The 24,790-nt window shown below is 61.0% G+C and carries 24 protein-coding genes; 14 read left to right on the forward strand and 10 right to left on the reverse strand.

Annotated features, from left to right (window positions below; translation table 11 throughout):
* The first annotated feature begins 264 nt into the window (after positions 1 to 264).
* The 6 genes from VL202_RS07810 to tam all read left to right on the forward strand — a co-directional run bounded on the left by VL202_RS07810 (position 265) and on the right by tam (position 4,324).
* A complete protein-coding gene (locus VL202_RS07810; protein ID WP_325463563.1) occupies positions 265 to 1,305 on the forward strand; it encodes a zinc-dependent alcohol dehydrogenase family protein in 1,041 nt (346 codons plus the stop codon).
* A 240-nt stretch (positions 1,306 to 1,545) separates the two neighbouring features.
* A complete protein-coding gene (locus VL202_RS07815) occupies positions 1,546 to 1,713 on the forward strand; it encodes a Thivi_2564 family membrane protein (protein ID WP_325463564.1) in 168 nt (55 codons plus the stop codon).
* A gap of 58 nt (positions 1,714 to 1,771) precedes the next feature.
* Positions 1,772 to 1,981 carry a hypothetical protein gene (locus VL202_RS07820; RefSeq protein ID WP_325463565.1) on the forward strand — a complete coding sequence of 70 codons (210 nt, stop codon included), beginning with the start codon at positions 1,772 to 1,774 and terminating at the stop codon, positions 1,979 to 1,981.
* A 142-nt stretch (positions 1,982 to 2,123) separates the two neighbouring features.
* Positions 2,124 to 2,699 (forward strand): phosphatase, encoded by a 576-nt coding sequence (locus VL202_RS07825; protein ID WP_325463566.1) that lies wholly within the window; start codon positions 2,124 to 2,126, stop codon positions 2,697 to 2,699.
* Between the two features lie 185 nt (positions 2,700 to 2,884).
* The gene (locus VL202_RS07830; protein ID WP_325463567.1) at positions 2,885 to 3,535 is read left to right on the forward strand and encodes a haloacid dehalogenase type II; all 651 of its coding nucleotides are present in this window, start codon (positions 2,885 to 2,887) and stop codon (positions 3,533 to 3,535) included.
* 18 nt (positions 3,536 to 3,553) lie between these two features.
* Positions 3,554 to 4,324 (forward strand): trans-aconitate 2-methyltransferase, encoded by a 771-nt coding sequence (gene tam, locus VL202_RS07835; RefSeq protein ID WP_325463568.1) that lies wholly within the window; start codon positions 3,554 to 3,556, stop codon positions 4,322 to 4,324.
* An 18-nt stretch (positions 4,325 to 4,342) separates the two neighbouring features.
* Here tam and VL202_RS07840 read toward each other — a convergent pair whose 3' ends face one another.
* The gene (locus tag VL202_RS07840) at positions 4,343 to 5,041 is read right to left on the reverse strand and encodes a gamma-glutamylcyclotransferase (RefSeq protein ID WP_325463569.1); all 699 of its coding nucleotides are present in this window, start codon (positions 5,039 to 5,041) and stop codon (positions 4,343 to 4,345) included.
* Between the two features lie 422 nt (positions 5,042 to 5,463).
* Between VL202_RS07840 and VL202_RS07845 the strand changes: the two genes are divergently transcribed.
* A complete protein-coding gene (locus tag VL202_RS07845; RefSeq protein ID WP_325463570.1) occupies positions 5,464 to 5,955 on the forward strand; it encodes a histidine kinase in 492 nt (163 codons plus the stop codon).
* 87 nt (positions 5,956 to 6,042) lie between these two features.
* On the opposite strand, the gene VL202_RS07850 is transcribed toward VL202_RS07845, so the two are convergent.
* Complete coding sequence (locus VL202_RS07850) at positions 6,043 to 6,936, reverse strand: LysR family transcriptional regulator (RefSeq protein WP_325463571.1); 894 nt, start codon at positions 6,934 to 6,936, stop codon at positions 6,043 to 6,045.
* Positions 6,937 to 7,090: 154 nt separating this feature from the next.
* Here VL202_RS07850 and VL202_RS07855 point away from each other — a divergent pair, with 154 nt between their 5' ends.
* Both VL202_RS07855 and VL202_RS07860 read left to right on the forward strand, forming a co-directional pair.
* Positions 7,091 to 8,275, forward strand: coding sequence for an MFS transporter (locus VL202_RS07855; RefSeq protein WP_325463572.1), 1,185 nt, complete (start codon positions 7,091 to 7,093; stop codon positions 8,273 to 8,275).
* Positions 8,276 to 8,357: 82 nt separating this feature from the next.
* A complete protein-coding gene (locus VL202_RS07860; RefSeq protein ID WP_325463573.1) occupies positions 8,358 to 9,191 on the forward strand; it encodes an aldo/keto reductase in 834 nt (277 codons plus the stop codon).
* A 264-nt stretch (positions 9,192 to 9,455) separates the two neighbouring features.
* Here the strand turns inward: VL202_RS07860 and VL202_RS07865 are convergent, their stop codons facing one another.
* From VL202_RS07865 to VL202_RS07875, 3 genes are all read right to left on the reverse strand, one after another.
* On the reverse strand, positions 9,456 to 10,136 hold the full coding sequence (locus tag VL202_RS07865; RefSeq protein WP_325463574.1) for a GNAT family N-acetyltransferase: 681 nt from the start codon (positions 10,134 to 10,136) through the stop codon (positions 9,456 to 9,458).
* Positions 10,133 to 10,624, reverse strand: a complete 492-nt coding sequence (locus tag VL202_RS07870) for a MarR family winged helix-turn-helix transcriptional regulator (protein WP_325463575.1) — start codon at positions 10,622 to 10,624, stop codon at positions 10,133 to 10,135. The genes VL202_RS07865 and VL202_RS07870 overlap by 4 nt, the downstream gene beginning before the upstream one ends.
* 97 nt (positions 10,625 to 10,721) lie before the next feature.
* On the reverse strand, positions 10,722 to 12,407 hold the full coding sequence (locus VL202_RS07875; RefSeq protein ID WP_325463576.1) for a calcium-binding protein: 1,686 nt from the start codon (positions 12,405 to 12,407) through the stop codon (positions 10,722 to 10,724).
* Positions 12,408 to 12,710: 303 nt separating this feature from the next.
* Here VL202_RS07875 and VL202_RS07880 point away from each other — a divergent pair, with 303 nt between their 5' ends.
* Positions 12,711 to 13,880, forward strand: coding sequence for an MFS transporter (locus VL202_RS07880; RefSeq protein WP_325463577.1), 1,170 nt, complete (start codon positions 12,711 to 12,713; stop codon positions 13,878 to 13,880).
* Positions 13,881 to 13,897: 17 nt separating this feature from the next.
* Here VL202_RS07880 and VL202_RS07885 read toward each other — a convergent pair whose 3' ends face one another.
* Positions 13,898 to 14,293, reverse strand: a complete 396-nt coding sequence (locus VL202_RS07885) for a hypothetical protein (protein WP_325463578.1) — start codon at positions 14,291 to 14,293, stop codon at positions 13,898 to 13,900.
* Positions 14,294 to 14,582: 289 nt separating this feature from the next.
* Here VL202_RS07885 and VL202_RS07890 point away from each other — a divergent pair, with 289 nt between their 5' ends.
* On the forward strand, positions 14,583 to 16,136 hold the full coding sequence (locus tag VL202_RS07890; RefSeq protein ID WP_325463579.1) for a DUF853 domain-containing protein: 1,554 nt from the start codon (positions 14,583 to 14,585) through the stop codon (positions 16,134 to 16,136).
* 93 nt (positions 16,137 to 16,229) lie between these two features.
* Here VL202_RS07890 and VL202_RS07895 read toward each other — a convergent pair whose 3' ends face one another.
* Together VL202_RS07895 and VL202_RS07900 are read right to left on the reverse strand one after the other, a co-directional pair.
* Positions 16,230 to 19,316 (reverse strand): calcium-binding protein, encoded by a 3,087-nt coding sequence (locus tag VL202_RS07895; protein ID WP_325463580.1) that lies wholly within the window; start codon positions 19,314 to 19,316, stop codon positions 16,230 to 16,232.
* A gap of 349 nt (positions 19,317 to 19,665) precedes the next feature.
* Positions 19,666 to 20,088 carry an organic hydroperoxide resistance protein gene (locus VL202_RS07900; RefSeq protein ID WP_325463581.1) on the reverse strand — a complete coding sequence of 141 codons (423 nt, stop codon included), beginning with the start codon at positions 20,086 to 20,088 and terminating at the stop codon, positions 19,666 to 19,668.
* A 139-nt stretch (positions 20,089 to 20,227) separates the two neighbouring features.
* Between VL202_RS07900 and VL202_RS07905 the strand changes: the two genes are divergently transcribed.
* From VL202_RS07905 to VL202_RS07915, 3 genes are all read left to right on the forward strand, one after another.
* Positions 20,228 to 20,707 (forward strand): MarR family transcriptional regulator, encoded by a 480-nt coding sequence (locus tag VL202_RS07905; RefSeq protein ID WP_325463582.1) that lies wholly within the window; start codon positions 20,228 to 20,230, stop codon positions 20,705 to 20,707.
* Between the two features lie 78 nt (positions 20,708 to 20,785).
* Positions 20,786 to 22,717 (forward strand): PAS domain-containing sensor histidine kinase, encoded by a 1,932-nt coding sequence (locus VL202_RS07910; protein ID WP_325463583.1) that lies wholly within the window; start codon positions 20,786 to 20,788, stop codon positions 22,715 to 22,717.
* Positions 22,714 to 23,106 (forward strand): response regulator, encoded by a 393-nt coding sequence (locus VL202_RS07915; RefSeq protein ID WP_325463584.1) that lies wholly within the window; start codon positions 22,714 to 22,716, stop codon positions 23,104 to 23,106. Before VL202_RS07910 ends, VL202_RS07915 begins: the two co-directional genes overlap by 4 nt.
* Before the next feature lie 37 nt (positions 23,107 to 23,143).
* Here the strand turns inward: VL202_RS07915 and VL202_RS07920 are convergent, their stop codons facing one another.
* Positions 23,144 to 23,947, reverse strand: coding sequence for a L,D-transpeptidase family protein (locus tag VL202_RS07920; protein ID WP_325463585.1), 804 nt, complete (start codon positions 23,945 to 23,947; stop codon positions 23,144 to 23,146).
* A gap of 200 nt (positions 23,948 to 24,147) precedes the next feature.
* Positions 24,148 to 24,790, reverse strand: a 643-nt coding sequence (locus tag VL202_RS07925; protein ID WP_325463586.1) for an EAL domain-containing protein, incomplete at its 5' end; no start/stop codon positions are given.

Raw genomic sequence — 24,790 nt, forward strand, 5'->3', positions numbered from 1 at the left:
CGAGAACTGGGGTAAATAGGTACATCAAAAAATGTCATGCCGTCCAACGTGGATTTTCCTCGCCCCTTGTGGGAGAGGATACAAAATCAACATCTTAGCTTCAGCCGGGTGTTAGATTTTGTTGGTGAGGGGATCGTTCCGTGCGCCCATGCCTACCCCCTCTCTTGCAATTTCTAACACTTAGCTGAAGCTAAGATGTTGAAATTGCTTTCTCCCCCGCCGAGGGGGAGATAGAGTTCCGCGCCACCAACCAGGACCCTCCCGATGAAAGCCATGTATTACGACGCCTTCGGCAAGACCCCCGATATCCGCGTGCTGCCGGACCCGACGCCGAGCGCGGACGGCGTCGTCATCAAGGTCGAGGCGACCGGGCTTTGCCGCAGCGACTGGCATGGCTGGATGGGCCACGATCCGGATATCGCCCTGCCGCATGTTCCCGGCCACGAACTCGCCGGCACGATTGCCGCGACAGGCAGGCAGGTGCTGCGCTACAAGGTCGGCGACCGGGTGACGGTGCCCTTCGTCTCCGGCTGCGGCCGCTGCGGTGAATGCCATTCCGGCAATCAACAGGTCTGCGCCAACCAGTTCCAGCCGGGCTTTACCCATTGGGGCTCGTTCGCCGAATATGTGGCGATCGATTTCGCCGACCAGAACCTCGTGCACCTGCCCGACACGCTCGATTACGCCACGGCCGCCAGCCTCGGCTGCCGCTTCGCCACCTCCTTCCGCGCCATCGTCGACCAGGGCCGGGTGCGCGGCGGCGAATGGGTGGCGGTGCATGGCTGCGGCGGCGTCGGTCTGTCGGCGATCATGATCGCCACCGCGCTCGGCGCCAATGTCATCGCCATCGACATTTCCGAAACGAAACTCTCCTTCGCCCGCGAGATCGGTGCCGTCGCCACCATCGACGCCAGCGTCACCGGCGATGTGGCGGACGCCGTGCGTGACATCACCAAGGGCGGCGCGCATGTCTCGATCGATGCGCTGGGCTCGCCCGTCACCTGCTTCAACTCGATCAAGAACCTGCGGCGCCGCGGCCGCCATGTCCAGGTCGGGCTGATGCTCGGCGAGCATGCCAGCCCGCAGATCCCGATGGCGCAGGTGATCGGCCATGAACTCGAAATCTATGGCAGCCATGGCATGCAGGCCTGGCGCTACCAGGAGATGATGGCGATGCTGGAAACCGGCAAGCTCAACCCGCAAAAGCTGATCGGCCGCCATATCAGCCTGGAGGAAGCCGTGCCGACGCTGACGACCATGGATACGGCGCAGGATCTGGGGATCAGCGTGATCACGCGGTTTTGAGAGGCAGCCCCGCCCTGCCCTGCGGGCATCACCGCTGCATCGCATCGCTGGCGGCCGTCCGGCCATTGGCTACTGCAGTATTACAGCGACCTTTGCGCGTCATTCTTGACGCGCGGCGCTGTAGAGTGCCTGAAACCGCCCGCCGCCAACATATTCTTTAGAGAACAGCTTCTCCTCAGGCCGCCGCGCCCTATTTCAACTTGACCGCGCAATGCGTCGTTGTTTTATGGAGTGGGATAAATGGCATCATCCATGCTGATCAGCATCCTGATCACGTTTCTCGTCATCGTACTTGTCTTGTATCTTGTTGCGCGTCTGCCGATCGATGGCCGTGCCAAGCAGATCGCCCAGATCGTCGTGATCATCATCGGCATTGTTTCACTGCTGAAATATCTCGCGGTCTTCTGATCGTGGGCGGGAGAGCGATCTCCCGCAGCCCCTCCGACCGAAAAGCGAGTGCATCACATTGGCAAACAAAAATGACGTCAAGGCCCCACCGAAGGTGACAGTGCGCCGAAGCGCTGAGGAGACGAGCGCGGCGGCTCTCGGCATCATCAACGCCGAACTGATTGCTCGAAACAAGAAAACGGCGATGCTCAAGGCACTGCGGCTCGCCCAGGAGCCGACCGTTGCAATCCCGGTCAAGAAGGCAGCGGCGAAGAAGAAAAAGGCATAGCCGCCGCCCGATTTTCCGGAATGTATGGCCAATGATCATTCAGTGAGGGGCCGAAAGATGAAGCCGGCGCGATTTTGCTCTTTTCGCGTCCATGAGGCATCGCTATTTTGCCTCTCATCAGGGGAATCAAAAGAGGCGATCCATGGCACTGGCGGCGGAAAAGCAGGCAGTCGAGAAGCAGACGGAGGCGCTCTATGCTCCCCTGCTCGAAACCAACCCCGCCCATCCGAACGGCTGGCCGATCCGGATTATCGTCAGTTCGCAGACCGAGGCGCGGCACAACCGGACGCTCTGGGCGCCGACGCACCTGATCTCGATCCGCGCGACGGGTTCCAAGCTTCTGTCGATGATCGACCTTCCCGCAGAGCGCCATCTCGAACTGCTGTTCGGAGACGTCATGGATCCGGACGAACCTGATGCGGCCCGCGCCGAGGCGATCGAACGGGCTTTCGCCTTCGTCGATCAACTGCCGCAGGATGCCCATCTGCTCATCCACTGCCTGCGCGGCATCGGCCGATCGACGGCGCTGACGCTCGGCATCCTGGCGCGCTACATGGACCCGGAAGAGGCCGCCGCCGCACTGCACGGCCTGCGCCCGGAAGCCAAGCCGAACCGGTATGTGACAGGACTCTGCGATAACGTGCTCGGCCTCAAGGGCAAGCTCGCCAAGCAGGCCTTGCGTTTTCCCGCCAAGGTCTGGAAACCGGCGAAAAGTTGATCCTGCTTCCTGCGTCGAATGATTGTGCGTCGCACAAATTTTTGACATGATCCCAACCAACTACCGCAGACAAGCGTTGATCGCGAAATCTCTGGCGCAAACCGGGGACGCGATCGATAAAGACGCGGCGTCCCGCCTTTCAGGAGCAAGGCGACCGCCGCGAACGGAATAATGGGAGGACCTCTATGTCTCATGCTGCCTATGTGTTCGATGCCTATGGCACATTGTTCGACGTGCATGCGGCCGTGCGCAAGCATGCCGGGGCGATCGGTCCGGACGGCGAGGCGTTTTCCACCCTGTGGCGTGCCAAGCAGCTAGAATATTCCTGGATCCGGGCACTGATGGGCCAGTACACCGACTTCTGGACGCTGACGGAACAGTCGCTGGACTTCGCTTTCGCGCGTTTTCCCTCCGCCGACCGTGGCCTGAAGGCGGCGCTGCTGGATGCCTACTGGCATCTGGATTGCTATCCGGAAGTGCCGGCCGTCCTGAAGAATCTCAAGGATCGCGGCGCCCGCATCGCCATCCTGTCGAACGGCACGCCGCAGATGCTGCAATCGGCCGTGAAGAAGGCGGGGCTGGACCTCATCATCGACGACATCTTTTCGGTCGAGGCGGTGCGTTCCTTCAAGACGGCGCCCGCCGTCTATGACATGGTGACGACCAGCTACCGGCTTTATCCCGATGCCGTGTCCTTCCAGTCGTCCAATCGCTGGGATATTGCCGGGGCCACCAAATTCGGCTTCCGCACCGTCTGGATCAATCGCGGCGACATGCCGGACGAATATGCCGATTTCGGTCCGGCGCTGATCCTGCCCTCGCTGGAAAGCCTGTAACACATCACGGAGACGACGATGGCCTGGTCGGCGGAACAATATGTGAAGTTCGAGGACGAGCGCACCCGCCCTGCCCGCGATCTGCTCCACCAGGTCTCCAGCATTCCCGACGGGCCGCTCTACGATCTCGGCTGCGGCCCGGGCAATTCCACGGAACTGATCCGCGACCGCTTTCCCGTCTACCTGCTCACCGGCATCGACAGCGACGGCAACATGCTGGAAGCCGCCCGCAAGCGGCTGACGGACATAACCTTCGAGCAAGGAGACCTGACGCAATGGGCTCCGCTCGAGCCGGCGGCGCTGTTCTTCGCCAATGCCGTGTTCCAGTGGCTGCCGGATCACCTGAGCGCCTTCGACCGGCTGATGGACACGCTGCTGCCCGGCGGCGTTCTCGCCGTGCAGATGCCCGACAATCTCGACGAGCCGACGCATGTCAGCATGCAGGAACTGGCCGAGGATCCGCGCTTTTCTCAGTTCTATCCGAAGGGCTGGAAGCGCCGCGACCCGCTGCCGGGGCCGGATGTCTATCTCAACCGGCTGATGCCGAAATCCGGCTATGTCGATGTCTGGCACACGGTCTACTATCACCGCCTCGCCAATGCGGAAGCCATCGTCGAATGGGTCAAGGGCACCGGCCTGCGCCCCTATCTCGACGTCCTGCCCGCGTCCGTGCGGAACGACTACCTGGCCGCCTATCTGGAGCGCATCCGCGCCGCCTACCCGCCGCTTTCGGACGGCCGCGTCGTCCTCAGATTCCCAAGGCTGTTCATCGTGGCGGTGAAAGACTGAAGAGCGGATGCGGTCATTCTATCCCAGGGAAGGCTGGTCGAGGCCATGGATGGAGTGGATTTCTCGTGCCACCAGATGCTGAAGCCGCCAGAGGTTGCGGTCGCGAATACCGACATCCTCCAGGTGCGAGACGGTGTTGTAGAGATATTCGGCGCAGGACCCAACGTGACCACAGGCGCGCGCCAGGATGGAGGCGACGACTTCCGGTGATTCACCCGGCAATGCCCGCCGCTCTCCCGTGACGCCCACCCAGAAACCCAGCGCCTTGAGCGTGCCGGCGGCGGTGCGGACCGGCAGCCAGCGCACCGAGCGCACGCCCTCGTGATAGGTGACCTCGCGGCGCAGCATGCGTTCGATCTGCTGCACCCGGTCGTCATCCGGCAGGCGGTAGATGACGCCCTCGCAGCGGCCGCCGCGTTCCAGCGCCATCATCAGGCCCGGCTGCTCGGTCGAACCGCGCCACCGCTTGATCGACAGGGAGAAAGCGCGATGCCAGCCGAACGCGGTTGCCCGCATATTGTCGATCGCCTCGAATTCCGGTTTCCAGATCAGCGAGCCGTACGCGAAGACCCATAGTCCGCCCGGATCGCATTCGCTTTCGAGCTTTTGGGCAAGCCGCCGGAAATCCTCGTCATCGAGCTTGGCGAGCGTCGGATCGGGACCGGGATCGGCTTCCTCGCGGTGGCAGAGGGCAACGAGATCGGGCGTCAGGGACATGGTTCTTTGCTTGGGCATTCAAAGGGTCTCGGTCGAGGATTTTCAGGCCGGCGGGTGCTGTTCCAGGGGATCATGGCCGCGCCCGCATCAAAGATGCGACGCGGGACGACAATGCCCCAAAATTGGACGCTATCTCCAGCGGAATTTCAGGTATTTCTAGGCATGTGGACAGGTCCGCATGGCCTTTCAAGGCCTACTGCATAACTCCTTAAATCGGAATCGATTTAGGGCTAAAATTATGCAGTATTTTTAAAGTGTTACAACGACCTTTGCGCGTCATATTTGACGCGCGGTGCTGTAATGGCCGGCGGACGCGGACCGACACTGCCATACGATGCCGGCACGGCCGGCAGAATTGCCTTTATTCCTATGAACCAGACTGCATTCATTCCAAGAACCCGCGAAAATGAAGAGGTAACTTTATGAAAAAATTGATCACCGCGGCATTGTTCGCCGCCTTTTTGCCGACCGCATCCTATGCAGCGGACCTTTCGTTTCCGAACGACGAGCCCGTCGCATCGATCAGCATTCCAGACAGTTGGAGCCCGACGGTCACCGATGACGGTATCGAGGCCAATGCCGGCGACGATGCGATTTATCTGGCCATCGACGTCACCGACGAGGAAGGCACGCAGGAAGTCATCGACGGCTGCGTCGAATATCTGAAGACGAGCGGCGTCACCGTCGATCTCGCCACGCAGAAGGAATCGAGCGGCGAACTCAACGGCATGAAGGCCACCAGCCTCGACTGGGACGGCAAGGACAACGACGGCGATGTCAGCATCAGCCTGACCTTCGTCTCGCCAAAACCAGGGAAAATCCTGGTCATCACCTATTGGGGCACGAAGGGCATGCAGGAACAGCATGGTCCGGAGTTGCAGCAGATGATCGCTTCGCTGAAGCCGACGGCCTGAGGCGGCTTCAATCGGCTCGGAAATTGAGGGGATTTACCCCCTCTGTTACTGCGTGACAGAGGGGGTAGGCAGCCGCGGTCTTGAACTTCACATCTTTGCGGCCAGAAAATCGATGAACGCCCGGATGCGGGCCGCCAGATGTTCATGTCCGGCGAAGACCGCATGAACCTGTTCCGGCTCGTGCGGATTGTAATCCGCCAGGACCTCCACCAGCGCGCCCTTTTCGATGAATGGATCGACGTCGAATTTTCCGATGCGGGCAATACCGAGGCTCGTGAGGCATAGATTGCGGGCAATCGAACCGCTGGAGGCCTGCACGTTGCCCGGCGCCGGCCGATTGTAGAGGGTCTGGTTTGCCGGGTCGCGGAACAACCATTCGCCGGGATGTCGTCCGAAGGTGAAGGTGATGCAGTTGTGATGGATGAGTTCATCCGGCGTACTGGGGACACCATGCCGCTCAAGATAGTCCGGCGTCGCCACGGTGATACGATAACTCTCCATCAGCTTGCGCGCCTTCAACGCTGAATCGCGCATCGGGCCGACGCGGATGGCGATATCGGTGCGCTCCTCGACCAGGTCGATGACGCCGTCGGTCAGCGAAATATCGAGCCGCACCTGCGGATAAAGTGCCAGGAATTCCCCCGCCAGCGGCAGGATATAGCGTTCGCCAAAGCCAACGGTGGCGTTGATACGCAACAGGCCGCGCGGCGTCGCCCGGCCGCCATTGGCCACCATCTGCTCGGTCTCGGCGATCTCGGCAAGGATCCGCTGCGCGCGGGAAAGATAGATTTCGCCTTCCGGCGTCAGGAGCAGCGAGCGGGTGGTGCGCACCAGGAGGCGCGTGCCGAGCCGGTCCTCGATGCGGGTCACCAGCTTGCTGACGGCCGAGGGCGACAGGTTCAACCGCCGTCCGGCGGCCGAGAAACTCTTGAGTTCCGCCGCTGCGACGAAGACTTCCATCTCCCCTGCCCGGTTGTCCACGGCTTTCTCCCTGTGAATTCATTTCACAGCCATTTATCCATTCCTCCAGATTATCGCGCAAGTGGCTTTGGCCCATATTCCAGCCAACGAAACCCCGACGGTCCTCGACCGCCACCAACCACGCCCGCCCTCCTCGGGCGGAAAAGGTGCTTCCATGCCACTTGCCCTCTTTGCCCTGACGATCGCGGCCTACGCGATCGGAACCACCGAATTCGTCATTGTCGGCCTGTTGCCGACCGTGGCGACCGACCTCGGCATCACCCTGCCGCTCGCCGGTCTCATCGTTTCCATCTATGCGCTCGGCGTCACCTTCGGCGCGCCGATCCTGACGGCACTGACCGGCCGGATCGAACGCAAGCCGCTGCTGCTTGGCCTGATGGCCCTGTTCATCGTGGGCAACACGCTGGCCGCGCTGAGCCCCAGCTATGAAATACTGCTCGTCGCCCGCGTCCTGTCTGCCTTCGCCCATGGCGTCTTCTTCTCCGTCGGCGCCACCATTGCGGCCGACCTCGTGCCGGAAAACCGTCGCGCCTCGGCCATCGCGCTGATGTTCATGGGCCTGACGGTCGCCATCGTTACCGGCGTTCCGCTCGGCACGCTGATCGGCCAGACGTTTGGCTGGCGCGCCACGTTCTTTGCCGTCGCAGGCCTCGGCGCCATCGCATTGACCGCAATTGCCCTGCTCCTGCCCTCGACGCTGTCCAAGGCGGCGCCGGCGAGCATTCTCGATCAGGTCCGTGTCCTCGGTTCGGGCCGGCTGCTGCTCGTCTTCGCCATGACGGCTCTCGGCTACGGCGGCACCTTCGTCACCTTCACCTTTCTGGCGCCGATGCTGCAGGACGTCACCGGCTTTGCCGCCGCCTCGGTCAGCCTCGTGCTGGTGCTCTATGGGCTGGCGATCGCCGCCGGCAATATCGTCGGCGGCCGCATTGCCGACCGCAATCCGGTGAAGGCGCTCACCTTTCTGTTTGCCGCGCAGGCAATCGTGCTGGTGATCTTCACCTTTACCTCGGTCTCGGCCGTGCCGGCGCTGATCACGCTCGCTGCCCTCGGCTTCCTGTCGTTCGCCAACGTGCCCGGCCTGCAACTCTATGTCGTGCAGCTTGCCAAGCAGCATCGCCCCGGTGCCGTCGATGTCGCCTCGGCGCTGAACATCGCCGCCTTCAACCTCGGCATTGCCGCCGGCGCCTGGATCGGTGGCCTGGTCGTCGCCTCGCCGCTCGGCTTGCAGGCAACGCCATGGGTCGGCGCCATCCTGGTTACCGGTGCACTGGTCCTGACGCTGGTCAGCAGCGCGCTCGACCGCAAGCCGGAAGCGATCGTACAAGCGGCCGCTTGAACCGGCCGGCAAAGGCCACATCTATACGGCACCATTCAAGACCCGGCCGTCCGCCGGGTCTTCTTCCCGAAAGGACATTGCCATGCAGACTGTCAGCGCCAACGGCGCCCATATTCCCGTTCTTGGATTCGGTACGTTTCGCATACCCGGTCCGGATGTTCTGCGCATCCTGCCACAGGCGATCAAGACCGGCTTCCGCCACATCGACACCGCCCAGGCTTACCGCAACGAGGCGCAGGTCGGCGAGGCAATCCAGTCCTCCGGCGTCGCCCGCGGCGATATTTTCCTCACCACCAAGGTCTGGGTGGACAATTACAAGCATGCCGATTTTCTCGCCTCGGTCGATGAAAGCCTGAGGAAGCTGCGCACGGATTATGTCGACCTCCTGCTTCTGCATTGGCCAAGCAGCGGCGTGCCGCTGGCCGAGCAGATCGGCGCGCTGAACGAGGTCAGGAAGGCCGGCAAGGCGAAGAATATCGGCGTCAGCAATTTCAACACGGCGCTGATGGCACAATCGGTGGAACTCAGCGAAGCCCCGATCGCCACCAACCAGATCGAATATCACCCCTATCTCGACCAGACGAAAGTACTGGACGCCGCCCGCTCCACCGGCATGTCGATCACCGCCTATTATGCGATGGCCGACGGCAAGGTGCCGAACGAGCCCCTGTTGAAGGATATCGGCTCGAAGCACCGCAAGACGGCGGCGCAGGTCGTGTTGCGCTGGCTGGTCCAGCAGAAGAACGTGGTCACGCTGTCGAAGACGGCGACGGAAAGCCGGTTGACCGAGAATTTCGATATTTTCGACTTCGAACTCTCCGCCGAGGAAATCGCCGCGATCCACAGGCTCGCCCGGTCGAACGGCCGCATCGTTAGCCCCGGCGGCCTGGCGCCCGACTGGGACAAGGCCGCCTGAGGCAGCCAACATACTGCCGGCAAAGTTATTTTCTGACGATTTTTGAAGGTCGTCTGGAAAATGATGCGGGTCTTCCCCTCCGTCATCCTGTGCCTGTCACAGGACTCTTCTCGCAAGGGCGAGTATGACGGAGGATGGTGGGCGGCCTTCGTCAAATAGCGGGCTGCGGCTTTGCCGGCAGTTGAAGGCGGCCAAAAGTCGCTCATTCTCAAATACCCCGTGGGGCGACAGCGATCTGAACTCTGCAAGCGTTTTCAGCACAGGTTACTGCGTCAGCGTCAAGGCTGTCACATGCATGTCGGATCGCAGCTTGAATCCGATCGAGCCGTAGAGCGTGATCGCCGCCGTGTTGGTGGCGTAGGAATGCAGGGAGACGCGCTCTCCGCGCGTGCAGATCTTCCCCGCAACATAGAGCGACATCAAGCGGCCGAGGCCCCGCCCGCGCGCATCCGGATGGGTACAGACGCCGCTGAGTTCGGTATAGCCGGGTTGTTTCAGCCGTTCTCCGGCCATGGCCACCAGCCTTCCACCCTGCTTGATGCCCCAGAACGAGCCGAAGCGTTGGGCGCCGAGCGTGAACGGGCCCGGCTTCGTCAGGGTCGCAAGTTCCAGCATCGCCTGCGCATCCTCTTCGCCCAAGAGTTCGACGCGCGGATCGGCGATCTCCGGGAGCGGCTCTGCGGCCAGCATCTGCACCAGCGAGGCGCGCGACACGGCGGTCATGCCGTCCGGCACCAGCGCTTCGGTGGATTGCACGACCAGCAGCGTCTCGCCGGGAGAGGCAAGCGCGCGAAGAGCCTTAAGGCTTTCGGGACGATCATCGCCGGTCGCGGAGAAAAGGCTGACGGATGGCAGATAGCGGCGAGCGAGCGCGCCGCCTTGGGCCAGGGCGGAATGACGCGTGCCCAAGGCACTCCAGATCGGGCGGTCGAGGATGTGGCTCACGGCTTTTTCCCCGAGGTGTCGGAACCACGCCGGGAGAGCGGTCGCTCGGCCAGCCCGTCCTCGATGGCGGCAAGCTGGGCGAGCAGCGAGCCACCCAGTCCGCCGCAGAGATCGATGACGGCGTTTTCGATGCGCGGCCAGACCTCTGCCTTGGCCTGCGCGATGAGGCGCTCCCCTTTTGTGGAAAGGCTTGCCGCCTTTCGCCTCTGGTCGCCGGGGATCGACTGGATTTGAACGAGATCGAGCAATGCCAGTTGCGACAGGCTGCGGGTTACGCCCGGCTGGCTGACGCCAAGCGCTTCAGCGAGATCGCCAACGGAGAGCGGCCCGAGCCTGTCGAGCGCCGCAAGCAAAGGATACTGACCCGACGCGATGCCGACGCCGACTTCGTCCATGATCTGCTGGGTATCGGCCTGCAGGCGCTCGCCGACCCGCTTCAGGCGGGATCCGAGACAGAGAAAACCCAGATTGCGAATGACATCTTCCATGGCCGACCTCCATTTACATAACAAGTTATATAACGCGTTATGTAAATGTCAATCCGCCCGCCCTGCCAGTGCGCCAGTCGCGGAAAGCGGCAGCAAGTCAGGTGATGATGAAGTCCGCTTCCGTCAGCACGAGGTTCTTCGTCACCAGCGCGAACTGAATACCAACCGCCGAACCCGTGCCATCGGCGTCATAGAACAGCTTGCCGGTGTCCTTTTCAAAGATGATCCGGTCGCTGGCATCACCGGCCAAGCCTGTCAGGTTGATCGCAAACGCGGTGGCGGATAGCATTCCCGTGGTGGCAAGCGCGGTGAAAACGGCGTTATCCAGCCGGATCGTATCGTCGATGACGCTGAAATCATTGATCGTGTCGATATTGTCGGCCGCCAATGTCGTGTCGAAGATGAAACTGTCCTTGCCGAGGCCGCCGACGAGCTTGTCGAGCCCAAGGCCGCCATTCAGCGTATCGTCGCCATCCTTGCCCTGCAGCCTGTTCTTGCCGCTGTTGCCGATGACGATATTGGCAAGCTCGTTGCCGGTACCGTTGAAATCCAGCGTGCCGATCAGTGTCAGGTTTTCGACATTGGCGGCCAGCGTATGGGCTGCCGACGCCTTGACGAGATCGGTTCCCTCGCCCGCCGCTTCAACGACGGTGTCACTGCCATCGACGATATAGGTGTCGTCGCCGATCAGCCCTGTCAGCCGGTCGGTGCCGCCACCGCCATTCAGCGTGTCATTGCCGACGCCGCCGATGATCGATTGCTTGAGATTGTTGCCGGTCAGGACGACGTTCTTGACGGTATCCGAAAGGTTGGCGAAGATCATCTGCTCGACGGACTGGTCGTATTCCAGCGCGAAGCTGACCAGAGCGAACAGAACATCATTGCCGCCGCCCGAAACCTCGATCACGCTGTCCTTGGCATTGTCCACCAGATAGAGATCGCTGCCGGAGCCGCCGACCATGCAATCGGCCCCCGTTCCGCCATCGATCGTGTCCTGCGCCGCGCCGCCATGGATCTCGTCGTTGCCGGAGCCGCCCGTCAGCCGGTCGGTGCCCGCGTCGCCGACGATGTAATCGTTGCCGCCGCCACCGCTGATATCGTCGGCATCGGCGCCGCCCTCGAGATGATCCGCTCCCTTGCCGCCGATGAGGTAATCCTGTCCGGCGCCGCCATAGACCGTTCCATCCAGCAATCCATTCGTGCCGTCGTACCAGTCGTCGCCACTGCCAAGCAGAACATCGCCCAGGATCGCGCCCTTGTTGACGATGTTGTCCACGGCCACCGCCTGCGACGAGAAGGCATAGGCCGCGCCTTCGATCGTCCCGGTGTTGATGAGGAACAACGCGTCGGTGTTCTTGTTCAGGATGGCGGTTTCGCCCTCGATCGTGCCGCGATTGTTGATCTCGGTCGTTTTCAGGTTGCCGTCCGGGGATGTGGCGTTGATTTCAATACCGGTGCGGGCGCTCCATATCGTGCCGCGATTGTCAATGCTGCCATCGAAACCCGCCATCGAAATGCCGGTCGCAAAACCGCCGACATAACCGCTCTTTCCGATGAAGAGATTGCTGCCGAAGTTGCTTGACGTCCCCCACGCGATCGCCGCTGTCTGGCCGATGACGGTCCCCTGGATATTGATGTCGATGCCATCGCCGATACCGTTAATCGCGGTTCCGTCCGTCGATCCGACGGTGACGCCCAACCCGACGAATGCCGTCTCGTAGGTCGCCAGCGACGCGCGGATACCCGTACCCACCGAATCCGTGTTGAAGATACTGGACGCCATGACGCTGCTCCCCATCGTTGAAGGACTGAAAGAGCGCGCAGCTTACCCTCGCACCGCCAAAAGTCTCCGGGGCAGCGCCGACTATTTTTGGGTGATTGCCGGATGGAAACGAGGCGGCTCAGCAATAGAACAGCTGGGATGGCGCGCAAATCCGTGTGCGTCAGGACCAGATCGCCGGTGAACCCGCACCGACTGAATGACGTTGAAAGTCAGTCAATTTCTCCCAGCATTCCGTTGCGGCAGAAGTTCGGATATGAGAGGGCCAAGGCCCGAACTTCGGATCGCCGGGAGGACAGCATGCACATGCAAAACGCCACAGCCGATTTTATGCCCGACTGGGCGGCCATCGTTGCCGTCATTCTCGGTGCATCGGCTTTTTCCGTCGCGCAGGGCATCACCTATCCGCTGATTTCGCTGACGCTGGAAAGCCGTGGCGTGACGCCGGCAATGATCGGGTTCAATGCCGTCGGCTTCGCCTTCGGCCTTGCCGCCTCGACACTGATGCTCGGGCAACTGACATCGCGCATCCGCACCGACCGGCTGATCATCGTCAGTCTCATCGGCTGCTCATTGTGCCTGGCGACCTTTGCCGCCACCGCCTCGCTGCCGGTCTGGTTCCTGGCGCGTTTTCTCCTGGGCTTCTTCGCCAGCCTGATCTTCATGCTCGGCGAAGCCTGGATGAACGCCGCCTGCCCCGACCGGCTGCGTGGTCGCGTCTCCGGCCTCTATGGCGCCGGCGTCTGCGGTGGTTTCGCCGCCGGTCCGCTGGTCATTCCGCTGGTCGGCACCGAGGGCGGGTTCGGTTTTGCGCTGACGGCCGTCTATGTGGCGCTCGTCGCCTTTGCCACGGCCATCCTGACGCTCTCCACGAAGACCACACCCGAGGCATCCTCGACCCGCAGCGTCTTCATCTTCTTCGGCAAGGCGCCCCTTTTGATCGCCATGGTGCTGGCCTTCGGATTTTCGGATATCGCGGCGATCTCGGTCATGCCGGTCTATTTCGTCAAGACCGGCCATTCGGAAGCCTTCGCGGCGCTCAGCGTCACCGTGCTGGCGCTGCCGACGGCGCTGGCGCAACCGTTCATCGGCGTGGCGCTCGATCGCCTGCCGCGTCGGCAGGTGGCGACCGTGACCGCCGCCATCGCCGCCATTGCCTTCCTCGTCATCCCGTTCCTGACATCGCAGGCGGCGATCCTGATCGACTTCGCGCTGCTGGGCGCCGCGAGCTTCTCGCTCTACACCTGCGCGCTGACGATGCTGGGGGAACAATATCGGGGCGGGATGCTGGTGGCGGGAAGCGCCGCCTTCACGCTTGCCTATGCCGTCGGCAGCGGCGCCGGGTCCGGCGCGACGGGTGCCGTCATGGACCTGCTCGGTCCCTCCGCAGCGCCGATCGGCGTCGGCCTGGCCCTGGTCGTGTTCACGACCATCTTTGCGTCTGCAAAAACGGCCGTGAAAGAAAACGCTCGCTGATCAGACGAACTGGCTGATCAGACGAATTGGCTGAGGCCCGGAACCGAGGCGACGACTTCGTCAACCGTTTCCTCGCCGGCTTTTTCCTTGGCGTAACCGATGGTTTCCTTGGCGAGTGCTGTAATTTCGCCCATGCCGAGGCCTTGGCTCATCAACTGCTGACCGAGCGCCATGACGCCGCCGCCGGCGCCAACCGCGCTGAGCAGGCCGCCGAGGAGGCCACCGCCACCGGAGCCTTCTCCATTGAACTTGGCAACGAGTTCGGACGCGCCGGGTATGGCTTCGATCATCTTGGCAACCGGACCATCCGCAGCTTCGCGCTGCAGGAAACCAAGCATCATGCCGATGGCCTTTTCAGCGGTTGCCGGATCGATGCCGACATTCTCCGCGACGCGCGTGACCAGTTCGTTCATGGGTGATTCTCCTCGTTTAATTGACGTGAACGTCAAGGTAAATTATCTCGGATTGAAACTCAAGCGCCGACCAGACCGGGTATCCATGGCGCGAAGACAATCATCGTTTCATGCCTTGGGCCAAATGACAATGCGACGCAAAAGCCATGTCGGGGTTAAGTGACACCGCAATCCTTCTGTTGCCGGTGACCGGCACTCCTCCTATAACTGCGTTGAGAAAACAATGTGATGAGGGCGGGGGGCGAGGCAAACCATCGGCTTTCATCGACAAAACGGAGACGAGGCCCACATGCTTGAGGACGGAAAGCTCTATATCGGCACCAGCCGCAAACCGGACGACACGATCAACAAGGGCGAGTATCTGGATCTGAAATTCGGCAACCGGCACGGCCTGGTGACCGGCGCCACCGGTACCGGCAAGACCGTGACGCTGCAGGTACTGGCGGAAAGCTTTTCCAACGCCGGCGTGCCGGTCTTCTGCGCCGACGTGAAGGGCGACCTGTCGGGCATCGGCGCGATCGGCGAAGCCAAGGATTGGGTGACCAAGCGGGCCGAGCAGATCGGCTTTACCGATTTTGCCTTCCAGGAGTTTCCGGTGATCTTCTGGGATCTCTACGGTGAAAAGGGCCACCGCGTCCGCACCACCATGTCGGAAATGGGCCCGCTGCTTTTGTCGCGCCTGATGAGCGCCACCGATGCGCAGGAAGGCGTCATCAACATTGCCTTCAAGATCGCCGACGAAGGCGGCCTGCCGCTGCTCGACCTGAAGGATTTCCAGGCGATGCTCACCTATATGGGCGAGAACGCCACCGAACTTTCCAACAAATACGGCTTCATTTCCAAGGCCTCCGTCGGCTCGATCCAGCGCGAACTGCTGATCCTCGAGCAGCAGGGTGCGAAGAACTTCTTCGGCGAACCGGCGCTGAAGATTTCCGATATCATGCGCACGACACGCGACGGCCGCGGCGCGATCTCGGTGCTGGCCGCCGACAAGCTGATGATGAACCCGCGCCTCTACGGCACCTTCCTGCTCTGGCTGATGTCGGAACTGTTCGAGGAACTGCCCGAAGTCGGCGATCCAGACAAGCCAAAGCTGGTGTTCTTCTTCGACGAGGCGCATCTGCTGTTCAACGACGCGCCGAAAGTGCTGATCGAGCGCGTCGAGCAGGTCGTCCGCCTGATCCGCTCGAAGGGCGTCGGCGTTTATTTCGTCACGCAGAACCCGCTCGATGTGCCGGAAACCGTGCTGGCCCAGCTCGGCAACCGTGTCCAGCACGCTCTGCGCGCCTATACGCCGCGCGAGCAGAAGGCGGTAAAGACGGCCGCCGACACGTTCCGGCCCAATCCGGACTTTGATTGCGCCACGGTGATCACCAATCTCGGCACCGGCGAAGCGCTGGTCTCGACGCTCGAAGGCAAGGGCTCGCCCTCGATGGTCGAGCGCACGCTGATCCGCCCGCCCTCCTCCCGCGCCGGCCCGCTGACAGAGGTAGAACGCACCAATGTCATGAAGATCAGCCCGGTCGCCGGCCTCTACGACGAGGATTTCGACCGGGAATCCGCCTATGAACTCCTGGCCAAGCGCGCCGCCAGGGCAACGCAGCAGGCCGAAGCCTCGCGCGAAGCCGAAGAGGCCCCGCCGCCGACCACCCCCGGCGGCAGCGGCTGGACCCTGCCCGGCTTCGGCAACGACAGCGCGCCGGCGGAACCCAAACCGAAGGCCCGCTCCGGCTACCAGCGCGAAACCGTCGCCGAAGCCGCGATGAAATCCGTCGCCCGCACCGTCGCCTCCTCGCTCGGACGGGCTCTGGTGCGCGGCATTCTGGGTAGTTTGAAGCGGTAGGATTTATCGGCATTCACAATGCAAAACGGCGGCCCGATGGAGCCGCCGTTTTCACTTGGTCGATCTGATCTGCGCTGTTCGGAACGCGGACGATTACAGGATGAAATAGCCCTTCGACAGCGCGACAGCGTCGTCGAGATGGATCGAGAAATCGGCTTTCTTGTCGCCGTTGGTATCGGCGTAAATGTAGGTGTCGGATGCCAGCTTGTCGTAGCGCAACTCGCCGGCCTTGCCGGTGAAGGCGCCTTTTCCGAGATAGATGAACGCCTGGTCGCCGGCAACCTTCGTGCTGGCGTCGATATTGAAAAGATCGATGCGATCGCCCTCGGCTGCGGAGAAGTCGAAAATCGTATCGCGTCCCTTATCCGAATTTATGGAGTCGGCCGCATAATTGTACAGGAAGACATCCGCCCCCTTGCCGCCGGTCAGTTTGTCGGCATCCAGGCCGCCGTAGAGGAGGTCATTCCCGTTGCCGCCGGAAAGCACGTCGAAACCTTCCATACCGGCAAGCCCGTCATTGCCGCCGCCACCGATAAACGTGTGGGAATAATTATCGCTGATCATGATGTCATCGGCGTCCGAGCCGTCGAATATCTCGATCTCATAGTAATCCGAGCCTTCGGCTTCGCCGGTATTGAGCTTGTGGTCGAGCAGGTTGAGAGTAACCTTCCGGGAAAAATCCACCGTGTCGGAGCCCCAGATGCCGCCGTGAACATCATCGTAGCTGCTGGCGATGATAACATCGTCGCCCAGCCCGCCATCGATCCGATCCTTGCCGACACCGCCGCTCAACACATCGTTGCCTGCACCGCCCAACACCTTGTCGTTGCCATCGCCGCCGTCGAGCCGGTCATTGCCGTCTCCGCCCCGAAGCACGTCGTTCCCACCCATGCCCTTGAGGACGTCGTTGCCGGCCTCGCCATAAAACGTATCGGTTCCGCGACTTCCGACCATGCGATCGGCTGCCACCGATCCGTGAAACTCCTCGATATTGAGATAGGTGGTCATTTGCGCTTCGCCGGTGCTGTTAGCCGGCGTAGTCAAATCGAGGGTGGTTTTCGAGGAGAAATAGACCTTGTCGAGCCCCAGACCGCCATCGACGGCGTCCTTGCCGAGGCCGTTATAAATCGTGTCATCACCCTCGCCGCCACGAATGACATCATTGCCCGCTTCGCCGTGAAGGATATCCCGGCCTTCGCCGCCATCAATGGTGTCATTACCCAAGCCACCATAAACGGTGTCGTCAAGCCCTCCCCCCTCAAGGATGTCGTTGCCATTTCCGCCCAAAAGATGATCGTTGCCGTCGCCACCCTTCAGCGTATCCGCCTTGACGCTGCCGAAGTACCAGTCATCGCCACTCGTCCCGGTCAGATTGAGGGCTCCCCGCTTGGAGAAGATGAAATCCCGTGAAGTGAAAGAGGAGAGCTCGAGATTTTTCCAGGTTATTGAGACAAAACGGCCATCGACTTCAACTGTGAAGCCGATATCCGTTGGACTCTTCGACACCATGATGGCTTGAACCTGATCCAGGCTCGATATGCCGATCGCGGTTAGATCGATCTTTTCGACACCGACCTCGAAATCGGCAATCACCATGCTGACAGAGTAACGATCGGAAAGAAAGAACGTATCATTGCCCGTGCCGCCATACAGGATATCCCCGCCTCTGCCATAGAGAATATCGTTCCCGGCGCCTCCGAAAAGCTTGTCGATGCCATCGCCGCCAATCAGATAGTCGTTTCCGCCGCCACCGTAAATTTCATCGTCACCAGCGCCGCCGTTGAGCGTCTCGCCCTCCCGGCTGCCGAACATCCGTCCCGAATAGTGATTGCCCGTCTGGTTCTTCGCCCCGCTCATCGAAAAAATGAAGTCGGAAGCCGTCAAGTCGAGCATCGACACATTCTTGAGCGTTGCGCCGAAATTGAACTCTTCGGATGTATAGGCGTCGAAAATCGTATCCTTGCCATTCCGCATTTCAAGGATCGCCTGCATCTGGCCGAAATCCGATATTCCCAGTGCGGAAACGTCGATCTTGTCCTTTCCGACTTCGAAATCGGCAATGACATCCCAAGTGCCTTCCAGATCCGCGACAAACCGGGCAGCCAGCTTGAACGTGTCGGCGCCACCCATTCCATAGAGTGTATTCCATCCGCCCTGGCCGTCGATGATGATATCGTCACCGTCGCCGGCAAACACTTCGTCGGAACCGGCACCCGCCTTCAGGACATCGGCGCCATTGCTGCCGAGGAGGAAATCGTTGAGGGCGGTCCCGTTCCTTGGCTTTACATCGGATGACGTGAAGATAAAGTCGGAGGCACTGAGATCACCAACCTTGAGATCGCGAATCCTGTGCTCAGAAGGGAGGGCGTAATTGGGCGCGTCCGAACCATAATATGTAACGACAGAGGCAAAGCCGCCGCTGAGCGATGGTTTCAGCACCAGTTTCAACTGATCGAAACTGTAAATTCCAAACTCCGAAAGATCGATCTTGTCCATCCCGATCTTGAAATCTTCAATCGTGGAGGACGAAAAGCCGTAACCAACCAGCTTGAAGATATCCCTGCCGCTATCGCCATAGACAGAACCACGGCAGATCAGGGTATCGTTTCCCTTGCCGCCGTGGGAAACATCATATCCGTTCAACATATCATCGCCCGCTCCACCATTGAGCGTCCCGCTTCCCCTTAAGATGTCATTGCCGTCCCCGCCATAAACAGTATCGCTCACACCGCCGGTCAGCGTATCGTCGCCCGCACTGCCGAGAATCGTGTCAATATATTTGGTGCCGGACAGAACCCGGGGGCCGGACGTATCAAAGATGAAATCGTCCGCTGAAAGCTGATCGAACGTTATGTTCGACAGGTTCAGGATATGCCGAACCTTGTTGTATTCGAAACCAAGGCCGACAGAGGTTGGGCCACGGTACACAAGGGACTGAAACTGATCCCAACTAGAGACTCCGAGTACCGACAGATCGATCTTGTCTACACCAACCTGGAAGTCCTTGATCGTATCGTAGGTTGAACTCTTCGTCGTGATCAGGTTCGCCTTGATCACGAAGGTGTCGGCGCCACCCTTGCCATAGAGGATGTTCGTTCCCGGGCCACCGATGATGATGTCGTCCTCGGCCGTGCCGATCAGCTTTTCCTCAGCACTCGTCGTCCCGACAATCTTCGCCATGCTTTCCGCCATCCACCCAATTTAGTCCGATAATCAGGCGGTTAAGCTGTGACTAACCTAATGCCCTGCCGCGATATGCGATGATGGATTTATAGCAAGGGTTGCATTGAAAACAATTACGGCGGGAAGAATTCTTTTTCAAAAGTTAACAGGCAAATCAGGCTCGGCCAGCCCTCAGAAATGGATGACGCCGAGGGAGACGGCGGCGGTAGCGAGTTCGGCGCGGTGGGAGGCTTCGAAGCGCTTGCGGGCGTTTTTGACAAGCCGCCATTCCGATCAGCCCATGAAGACGGAAACACCCGGCGGATCGCTCCGCCGGGCGTTTCCGTGCTGATCCGATGAGGCCGCCTCAGGCGAGCGTTGCCGAGGCTTCCGTGGAGGTGCGCAGCGCATGGCTATAGGGGCAGACGATGTGGGCGGCGGCGACGAGCTTTTCGCCGATTTCGCGATCGATGCCCGGCAGGTTCACCGAGATGGACGGGGTGATGTAGAAGCCGGTGCCGTCATCGCGCGGGCCGATGCCGACGGTCGCGGTGACCGAGGCGTCATCCGGAATTTTCACCTTTTCCTTGCCGGCGACGAACTTCAGCGCGCCGAGGAAGCAGGCGGAATAGCCGGCTGCGAACAGTTGCTCGGGATTGGTGCCGGTGGCGCCATCGCCCCCCAGTTCCTTCGGAACGGTCAGCGTCACATCGAGAACGCCATTTTCACTCACGGCATGGCCAGCGCGGCCACCGGTGGCGGATGCCTTGGTTGTGTAGAGAATGGGCATGTCTGTCTCCTTGGTTCTGGGTTTGGCGGGTTGATTGCGGGGCAATGCGTCTGCCTGCGTTTTTAATAGCGCATAATTTAATTGGACGCAATACAATTTTGCAAATTGCAAATCGTCGGCAAAACTGAGAGAATGCAGCATGGACGGAAATGATGACAACGGCAAAGCCATACTGAAGGATGGTGAAGCGCTGGCGCTAGGCCAGCAGCTCTGCTTCGCCGTCTATTCCGTCGCGCATGCGTTCAACCGCACCTACAAGCCGCTGCTTGACCGTTTCGGCTTGACCTACCCGCAATATCTCGTGCTGCTTGCGCTGTGGCAGAAGGACAGCATGACGGTGAAGGGGATCGGCGAGGAACTGGGGCTCGATTCCGGAACGCTTTCTCCCCTGCTGAAGCGGCTGGAAACAGCCGGCTTCGTCAGCCGCACGCGCGACAAGAGCGACGAGCGCCAGGTCATCATCAGGCTGACCCCGAAAGGTCAGGACCTGAAGACCGAAGCCTTTGGCATCCTGACGGAAATCGGCAAGGCGACCGGCTGCAGCATGGAGGAAGCCGCAGCCCTTCGTTCGGCGCTCAGCGATCTCAATCGCCATCTGGATGACAACCAGCGCAGCTAAAACACCAGCCCATCCTTCCAATATGCAACCATCGCGGTATATCTTTCCGAGCGATTCTTGTCGCGGGGAGGCGGTCCGGTGCGCAGCGGGTTTACATGGGAACGGCTTGGCGTCGCCGCGGGAGGACTGAGCATCGCGGTAAGCCTCGCGGTCATGTCGCTCTGGCTGTTGCGTCCCGCCGCGCTGGCGAAAGCGGCGCCTCTGCTGTTTGCCATGCAGTTCAACACCGCCTTGAGCTTCCTGTTGACCGGTATCGCCTACTGCCTGCTGTTTTCAGGCATGCCCCGCCTGGCCGTGCTGCCGGCGTTGCTCACGGCAATCTTCACGACGCTCATTTTCTTCCAGCACCCGCTTGCCGTCGATCTCAATGTCGACCGGTTATTCATCACCCCCTTTTTTACCAACAATGCCGCCCATCCCGGCCGCATGGCGCCCAACACCGCGTTCTGCTTCATCCTGATCAACGCTGCCGTGATCGTGACTGCATGTCTCCGACGAAATTCGAATGCACGGCTGATCTGCGCCGCGCTTGTCTGCATGATTTCGGTCACCGCGCTGATCGGCTATGCGCTCAGCATCACCACCGCGCGCGACTGGCTGCCGCTGGCGCGCATGTCGCCACAGACGGCGCTCTGCTTCTTCAGTCTCTCGACAGGGCTGATCTTCTCCGGCGTCGAGAAGCTCGGCTATAACCAGACGATCGTGGCGGCGACGCTGGCGGCCGCGACCTATCTCCTGCTCCTGTCGCTGACCTATGTCGAACTGATGCGGCAGGAGGTGCTGTTCACGCAGGAGCTTCCGGCCGGCGAAAACGCCAATGCCCGCACCACCCTGCTCGGCGTATTGCTGCTTTCCGGCAGCGTCTTCGCCTGCCTGATCGTCTATGCCTTTCGAAGCGCCGAAAACTCGCGCCGCATGGCGCTGCAACTGTCGGAAAGCCAGAAGCGGCTGGCGGCCATCATCGACACCGCCGTCGATGGTTTCATCACCATCGACGATCGCGGCAGAATTCTCTCCATCAATCCCGCCTGCGAGCGGATCTTCGGTTATTGCGCCGATGAAATGCTGCGGCAGAACATCCGCATGCTGATGCCGCCGCCCTATCGCGACGAGCATGACCAGTATCTGGCGAACTACAGGAAAACCGGCGAGGCCAAGATCATCGGCAGCGGGCGGGAAGCGGAAGGGCAGCGAAAGGACGGCTCGACCTTTCCGGTCGATCTCTCCATCGCCCGCATCGATCTCGATCACCAGGTGATCTACAGCGGCGTTGTTCGCGATATTTCCGAACGCAAGGCCTATGAACGCGACATTCTCGATGCGAACGCGGAACTGGAGGAATTCTCCTACCGGACCTCGCACGACCTGCGCTCACCGATCGCCTCGTCGCTGGGGCTGATCGCGATCGCCGATGACATGATCCGGCAAGGCGCAGGCGTGACGGAGGTGCAGCCGGTTCTCTCCCGCATCGAACAGAGCTTCCGCAAGCTCGACCATCTCATCCAGAACATCATCTATCTCACCCGCACGAAGATGCTGGACGAGCCGGATACGTCCATCGCCGTTGCCCGGGCCGTGGGCGAGACGGTGGAGAAGCTGCATTTTACCGATGGCGGCCGCCGCACGACCGTGCATATCGACATTCCCGAAACGATGATCATCCACAAGAAGCTCAGCCGCTTCCAGATCATCCTCGACAACCTGCTGTCGAACGCGGTGAAATATCACGACCCGGCCGAGGCATCGCCGGAGGTCTTCGTTCGTGCCTCGACCATTAAGGGGCGCTTCGTCCTGTCCGTGGCCGACAACGGGCTCGGTATTCCCATGGAAAACGAGACGCAACTGTTCCAAATGTTCAAGCGCTTCCACCCGACGCATGCCCAGGGCAGCGGGCTGGGGCTCTATATCCTGCGCAAGAGCGTCGAGCACCTGGGTGGCACGGTCGCCTACAGGCGGCGGGACAAGGGCAGCATTTTCACCGTGACATTGCCGGAGGACAACAGGGCATGAAGATGCATTCGATACTGACCGTCGATGACGATGAAAACGACCTGTTCATCTGCACCTACACGATCCGAAGATTCGATCCCGGCATCAAGGTCTTGAAGGCGATGAACGGCCTGGAAGCGCTCGGCGTGCTGAAAGACACGACACCGGACGCGATTATCCTGGACATCAACATGCCGGTGATGAACGGGTTCGAATTCCTGGAGCATTATACCAAGGAGTTCGAAACACATGCCCCGGTGGTGGCCATGCTGACCAGTTCACACCATGCCGCCGACCGTGAAAAGGCGCTGAAATACGACTTTGTCAAAAGCTATTTCGAAAAGCCGCTGACGCCGGAAAACCTTCGCGTCATGACGGAGCTTCTGGAAAACGAGAAACACGGGGCCTGAGAGGCCCCGTTCGGACACATCTGCCCGCGTGAAACGATCAGATCACCAGGATCGGGGCCTTGTCGCGCACGCGGCCGTAGAGATCGATGACATCCTGGTTGATCAGCCGCACGCAGCCCGACGATGTCGCCTTGCCGATCGACTGCCATTCCGGCGTGCCGTGCAGGCGGTAGAGCGTATCCTCGCCATTCTTGAAGATGTACATGGCGCGCGCGCCGAGCGGATTGTTCAATCCCGGCGCCATGCCGCCATTGGCGATCGAATATTGCTCGAGATGGGGCTGACGGGCGACCATCTCGTTCGGCGGCTTCCAGCGCGGCCAGGTCTGCTTCCACTGGATGACGCCCCTGCCCGACCAGGCAAAGCCCTCGCGGCCGATGCCGACGCCGTAACGCATCGCCCGACCGTTCGACAGGATGAGATAGAGGAAGCGCTCGCCGGTATCGACGATGATCGTGCCCGGCTTCTCGCCGAAGGTGTTGTCGACCTCCTGGCGGTAGAAGCGCGCATCGACCTGCTGATAGGGAACAGCGGGAATGCTGAAGCCGCCATCAAATTTCGGACCGTACATTTCTGCATAATAGGCCGACTGCGCCGGCAGGCCGCTCGGTTCTATACGGGCTTCCGGCAGGCCGTTGCCGACGGACCGCTCCGGCGAGCCATCGAAGCGGGGGCCGAAGTAACGGCCCTCGAGCGCCGGATCGCGGAAATAGGGGGCGGTCTCTGCGCGGAAACGATCCGTATTCGTTGAAGACGTGCAGCCTGCCAGTCCTGCGGACGCAACAGCCAGTCCGGACGCGGTGAGAAACTGCCGGCGGGAAAAGGATTTGGAGAGGGTCATTGAACTCTATAAATTCCGTTGACGCGGATTGGCGGATACGCGGCAGGGACCACGTGAAGCAGCGATACCGGAGATGAACGCCGGCCCCTGCCACAAGTATGGCAATTGCGGCTGGAACGGGGCTTGCGGCAGTCGGGTTCCCACTGCCGCAGTGCAACAGGTGATAACCGATGCAAAAAAGGCACAATACGAGGAACGGCTCAGCGCGACAGGAGGGCTACAAAGGCGGCCGCGCCAACCGGCCGGCTGATCAGATAACCCTGGATATCGTCGCAGCCGCTGGCCCGCAGGAAATCGACCTGGGCCTGCGTCTCGACGCCCTCGGCGATGACCTGCATCTGCAGTTTCTGCGCCAGCGAGATGATCGCACCGGTAATCGCCTTGTCGTCGGCATCGCCCGGAATATCCTGGACGAAAGAACGGTCGATCTTCAACCGGCGGACCGGGAAGCTCTTCAGCGCGCTGAGAGACGAATAACCGGTGCCGAAATCGTCGATGGCGAGATGCACGCCCAGTGCTTCCAGTTCGTGCATGGTGGCGATGGCGCTGCCGACATCCTGCATGATCAGGCTTTCGGTCAGTTCCAGTTCCAGATAACAGGCTTCGAGCCCGCTCTCTTCCAGCGCGGTCGCGACGCGCGATACCCAGTTGCCCTCGCGGAACTGGCGGGCCGACACGTTGACGCTGACGACGATCGCCGGCAGGCCGGCATCCTGCCAGGCCTTGTTCTGGCGGCAGGCTTCGTTCAGCACCCAATCGCCGATCGGCACGATCAGGCCGGTTTCCTCGGCCAGCGGAATGAAATCGCCGGGCGAAACCAGTCCGCGCTGCGGATGCTGCCAG

It is taken from the genome of Pararhizobium sp., from assembly GCF_035497515.1.
Lineage (GTDB): Bacteria > Pseudomonadota > Alphaproteobacteria > Rhizobiales > Rhizobiaceae > Pararhizobium.

What these genes read in the sequence shown, in the direction of transcription:
- VL202_RS07875 (WP_325463576.1), bottom strand. Translation starts at nt 12,407, where the DNA reads ATGGCGTCCAGTATCTTCAACACGGATTCGGTGGGTACGGGTATCCGC.
- VL202_RS07890 (WP_325463579.1), top strand. Translation starts at nt 14,583, where the DNA reads ATGCTTGAGGACGGAAAGCTCTATATCGGCACCAGCCGCAAACCGGAC.
- VL202_RS07830 (WP_325463567.1), top strand. Translation starts at nt 2,885, where the DNA reads ATGTCTCATGCTGCCTATGTGTTCGATGCCTATGGCACATTGTTCGAC.
- VL202_RS07810 (WP_325463563.1), top strand. Translation starts at nt 265, where the DNA reads ATGAAAGCCATGTATTACGACGCCTTCGGCAAGACCCCCGATATCCGC.
- VL202_RS07855 (WP_325463572.1), top strand. Translation starts at nt 7,091, where the DNA reads ATGCCACTTGCCCTCTTTGCCCTGACGATCGCGGCCTACGCGATCGGA.
- VL202_RS07845 (WP_325463570.1), top strand. Translation starts at nt 5,464, where the DNA reads ATGAAAAAATTGATCACCGCGGCATTGTTCGCCGCCTTTTTGCCGACC.
- VL202_RS07825 (WP_325463566.1), top strand. Translation starts at nt 2,124, where the DNA reads ATGGCACTGGCGGCGGAAAAGCAGGCAGTCGAGAAGCAGACGGAGGCG.
- VL202_RS07840 (WP_325463569.1), bottom strand. Translation starts at nt 5,041, where the DNA reads ATGTCCCTGACGCCCGATCTCGTTGCCCTCTGCCACCGCGAGGAAGCC.
- VL202_RS07815 (WP_325463564.1), top strand. Translation starts at nt 1,546, where the DNA reads ATGGCATCATCCATGCTGATCAGCATCCTGATCACGTTTCTCGTCATC.
- VL202_RS07880 (WP_325463577.1), top strand. Translation starts at nt 12,711, where the DNA reads ATGCAAAACGCCACAGCCGATTTTATGCCCGACTGGGCGGCCATCGTT.
- VL202_RS07860 (WP_325463573.1), top strand. Translation starts at nt 8,358, where the DNA reads ATGCAGACTGTCAGCGCCAACGGCGCCCATATTCCCGTTCTTGGATTC.
- VL202_RS07905 (WP_325463582.1), top strand. Translation starts at nt 20,228, where the DNA reads ATGGACGGAAATGATGACAACGGCAAAGCCATACTGAAGGATGGTGAA.
- VL202_RS07920 (WP_325463585.1), bottom strand. Translation starts at nt 23,947, where the DNA reads ATGACCCTCTCCAAATCCTTTTCCCGCCGGCAGTTTCTCACCGCGTCC.
- VL202_RS07885 (WP_325463578.1), bottom strand. Translation starts at nt 14,293, where the DNA reads ATGAACGAACTGGTCACGCGCGTCGCGGAGAATGTCGGCATCGATCCG.
- VL202_RS07900 (WP_325463581.1), bottom strand. Translation starts at nt 20,088, where the DNA reads ATGCCCATTCTCTACACAACCAAGGCATCCGCCACCGGTGGCCGCGCT.
- VL202_RS07895 (WP_325463580.1), bottom strand. Translation starts at nt 19,316, where the DNA reads ATGGCGAAGATTGTCGGGACGACGAGTGCTGAGGAAAAGCTGATCGGC.
- VL202_RS07915 (WP_325463584.1), top strand. Translation starts at nt 22,714, where the DNA reads ATGAAGATGCATTCGATACTGACCGTCGATGACGATGAAAACGACCTG.
- VL202_RS07870 (WP_325463575.1), bottom strand. Translation starts at nt 10,624, where the DNA reads ATGGAAGATGTCATTCGCAATCTGGGTTTTCTCTGTCTCGGATCCCGC.
- tam (WP_325463568.1), top strand. Translation starts at nt 3,554, where the DNA reads ATGGCCTGGTCGGCGGAACAATATGTGAAGTTCGAGGACGAGCGCACC.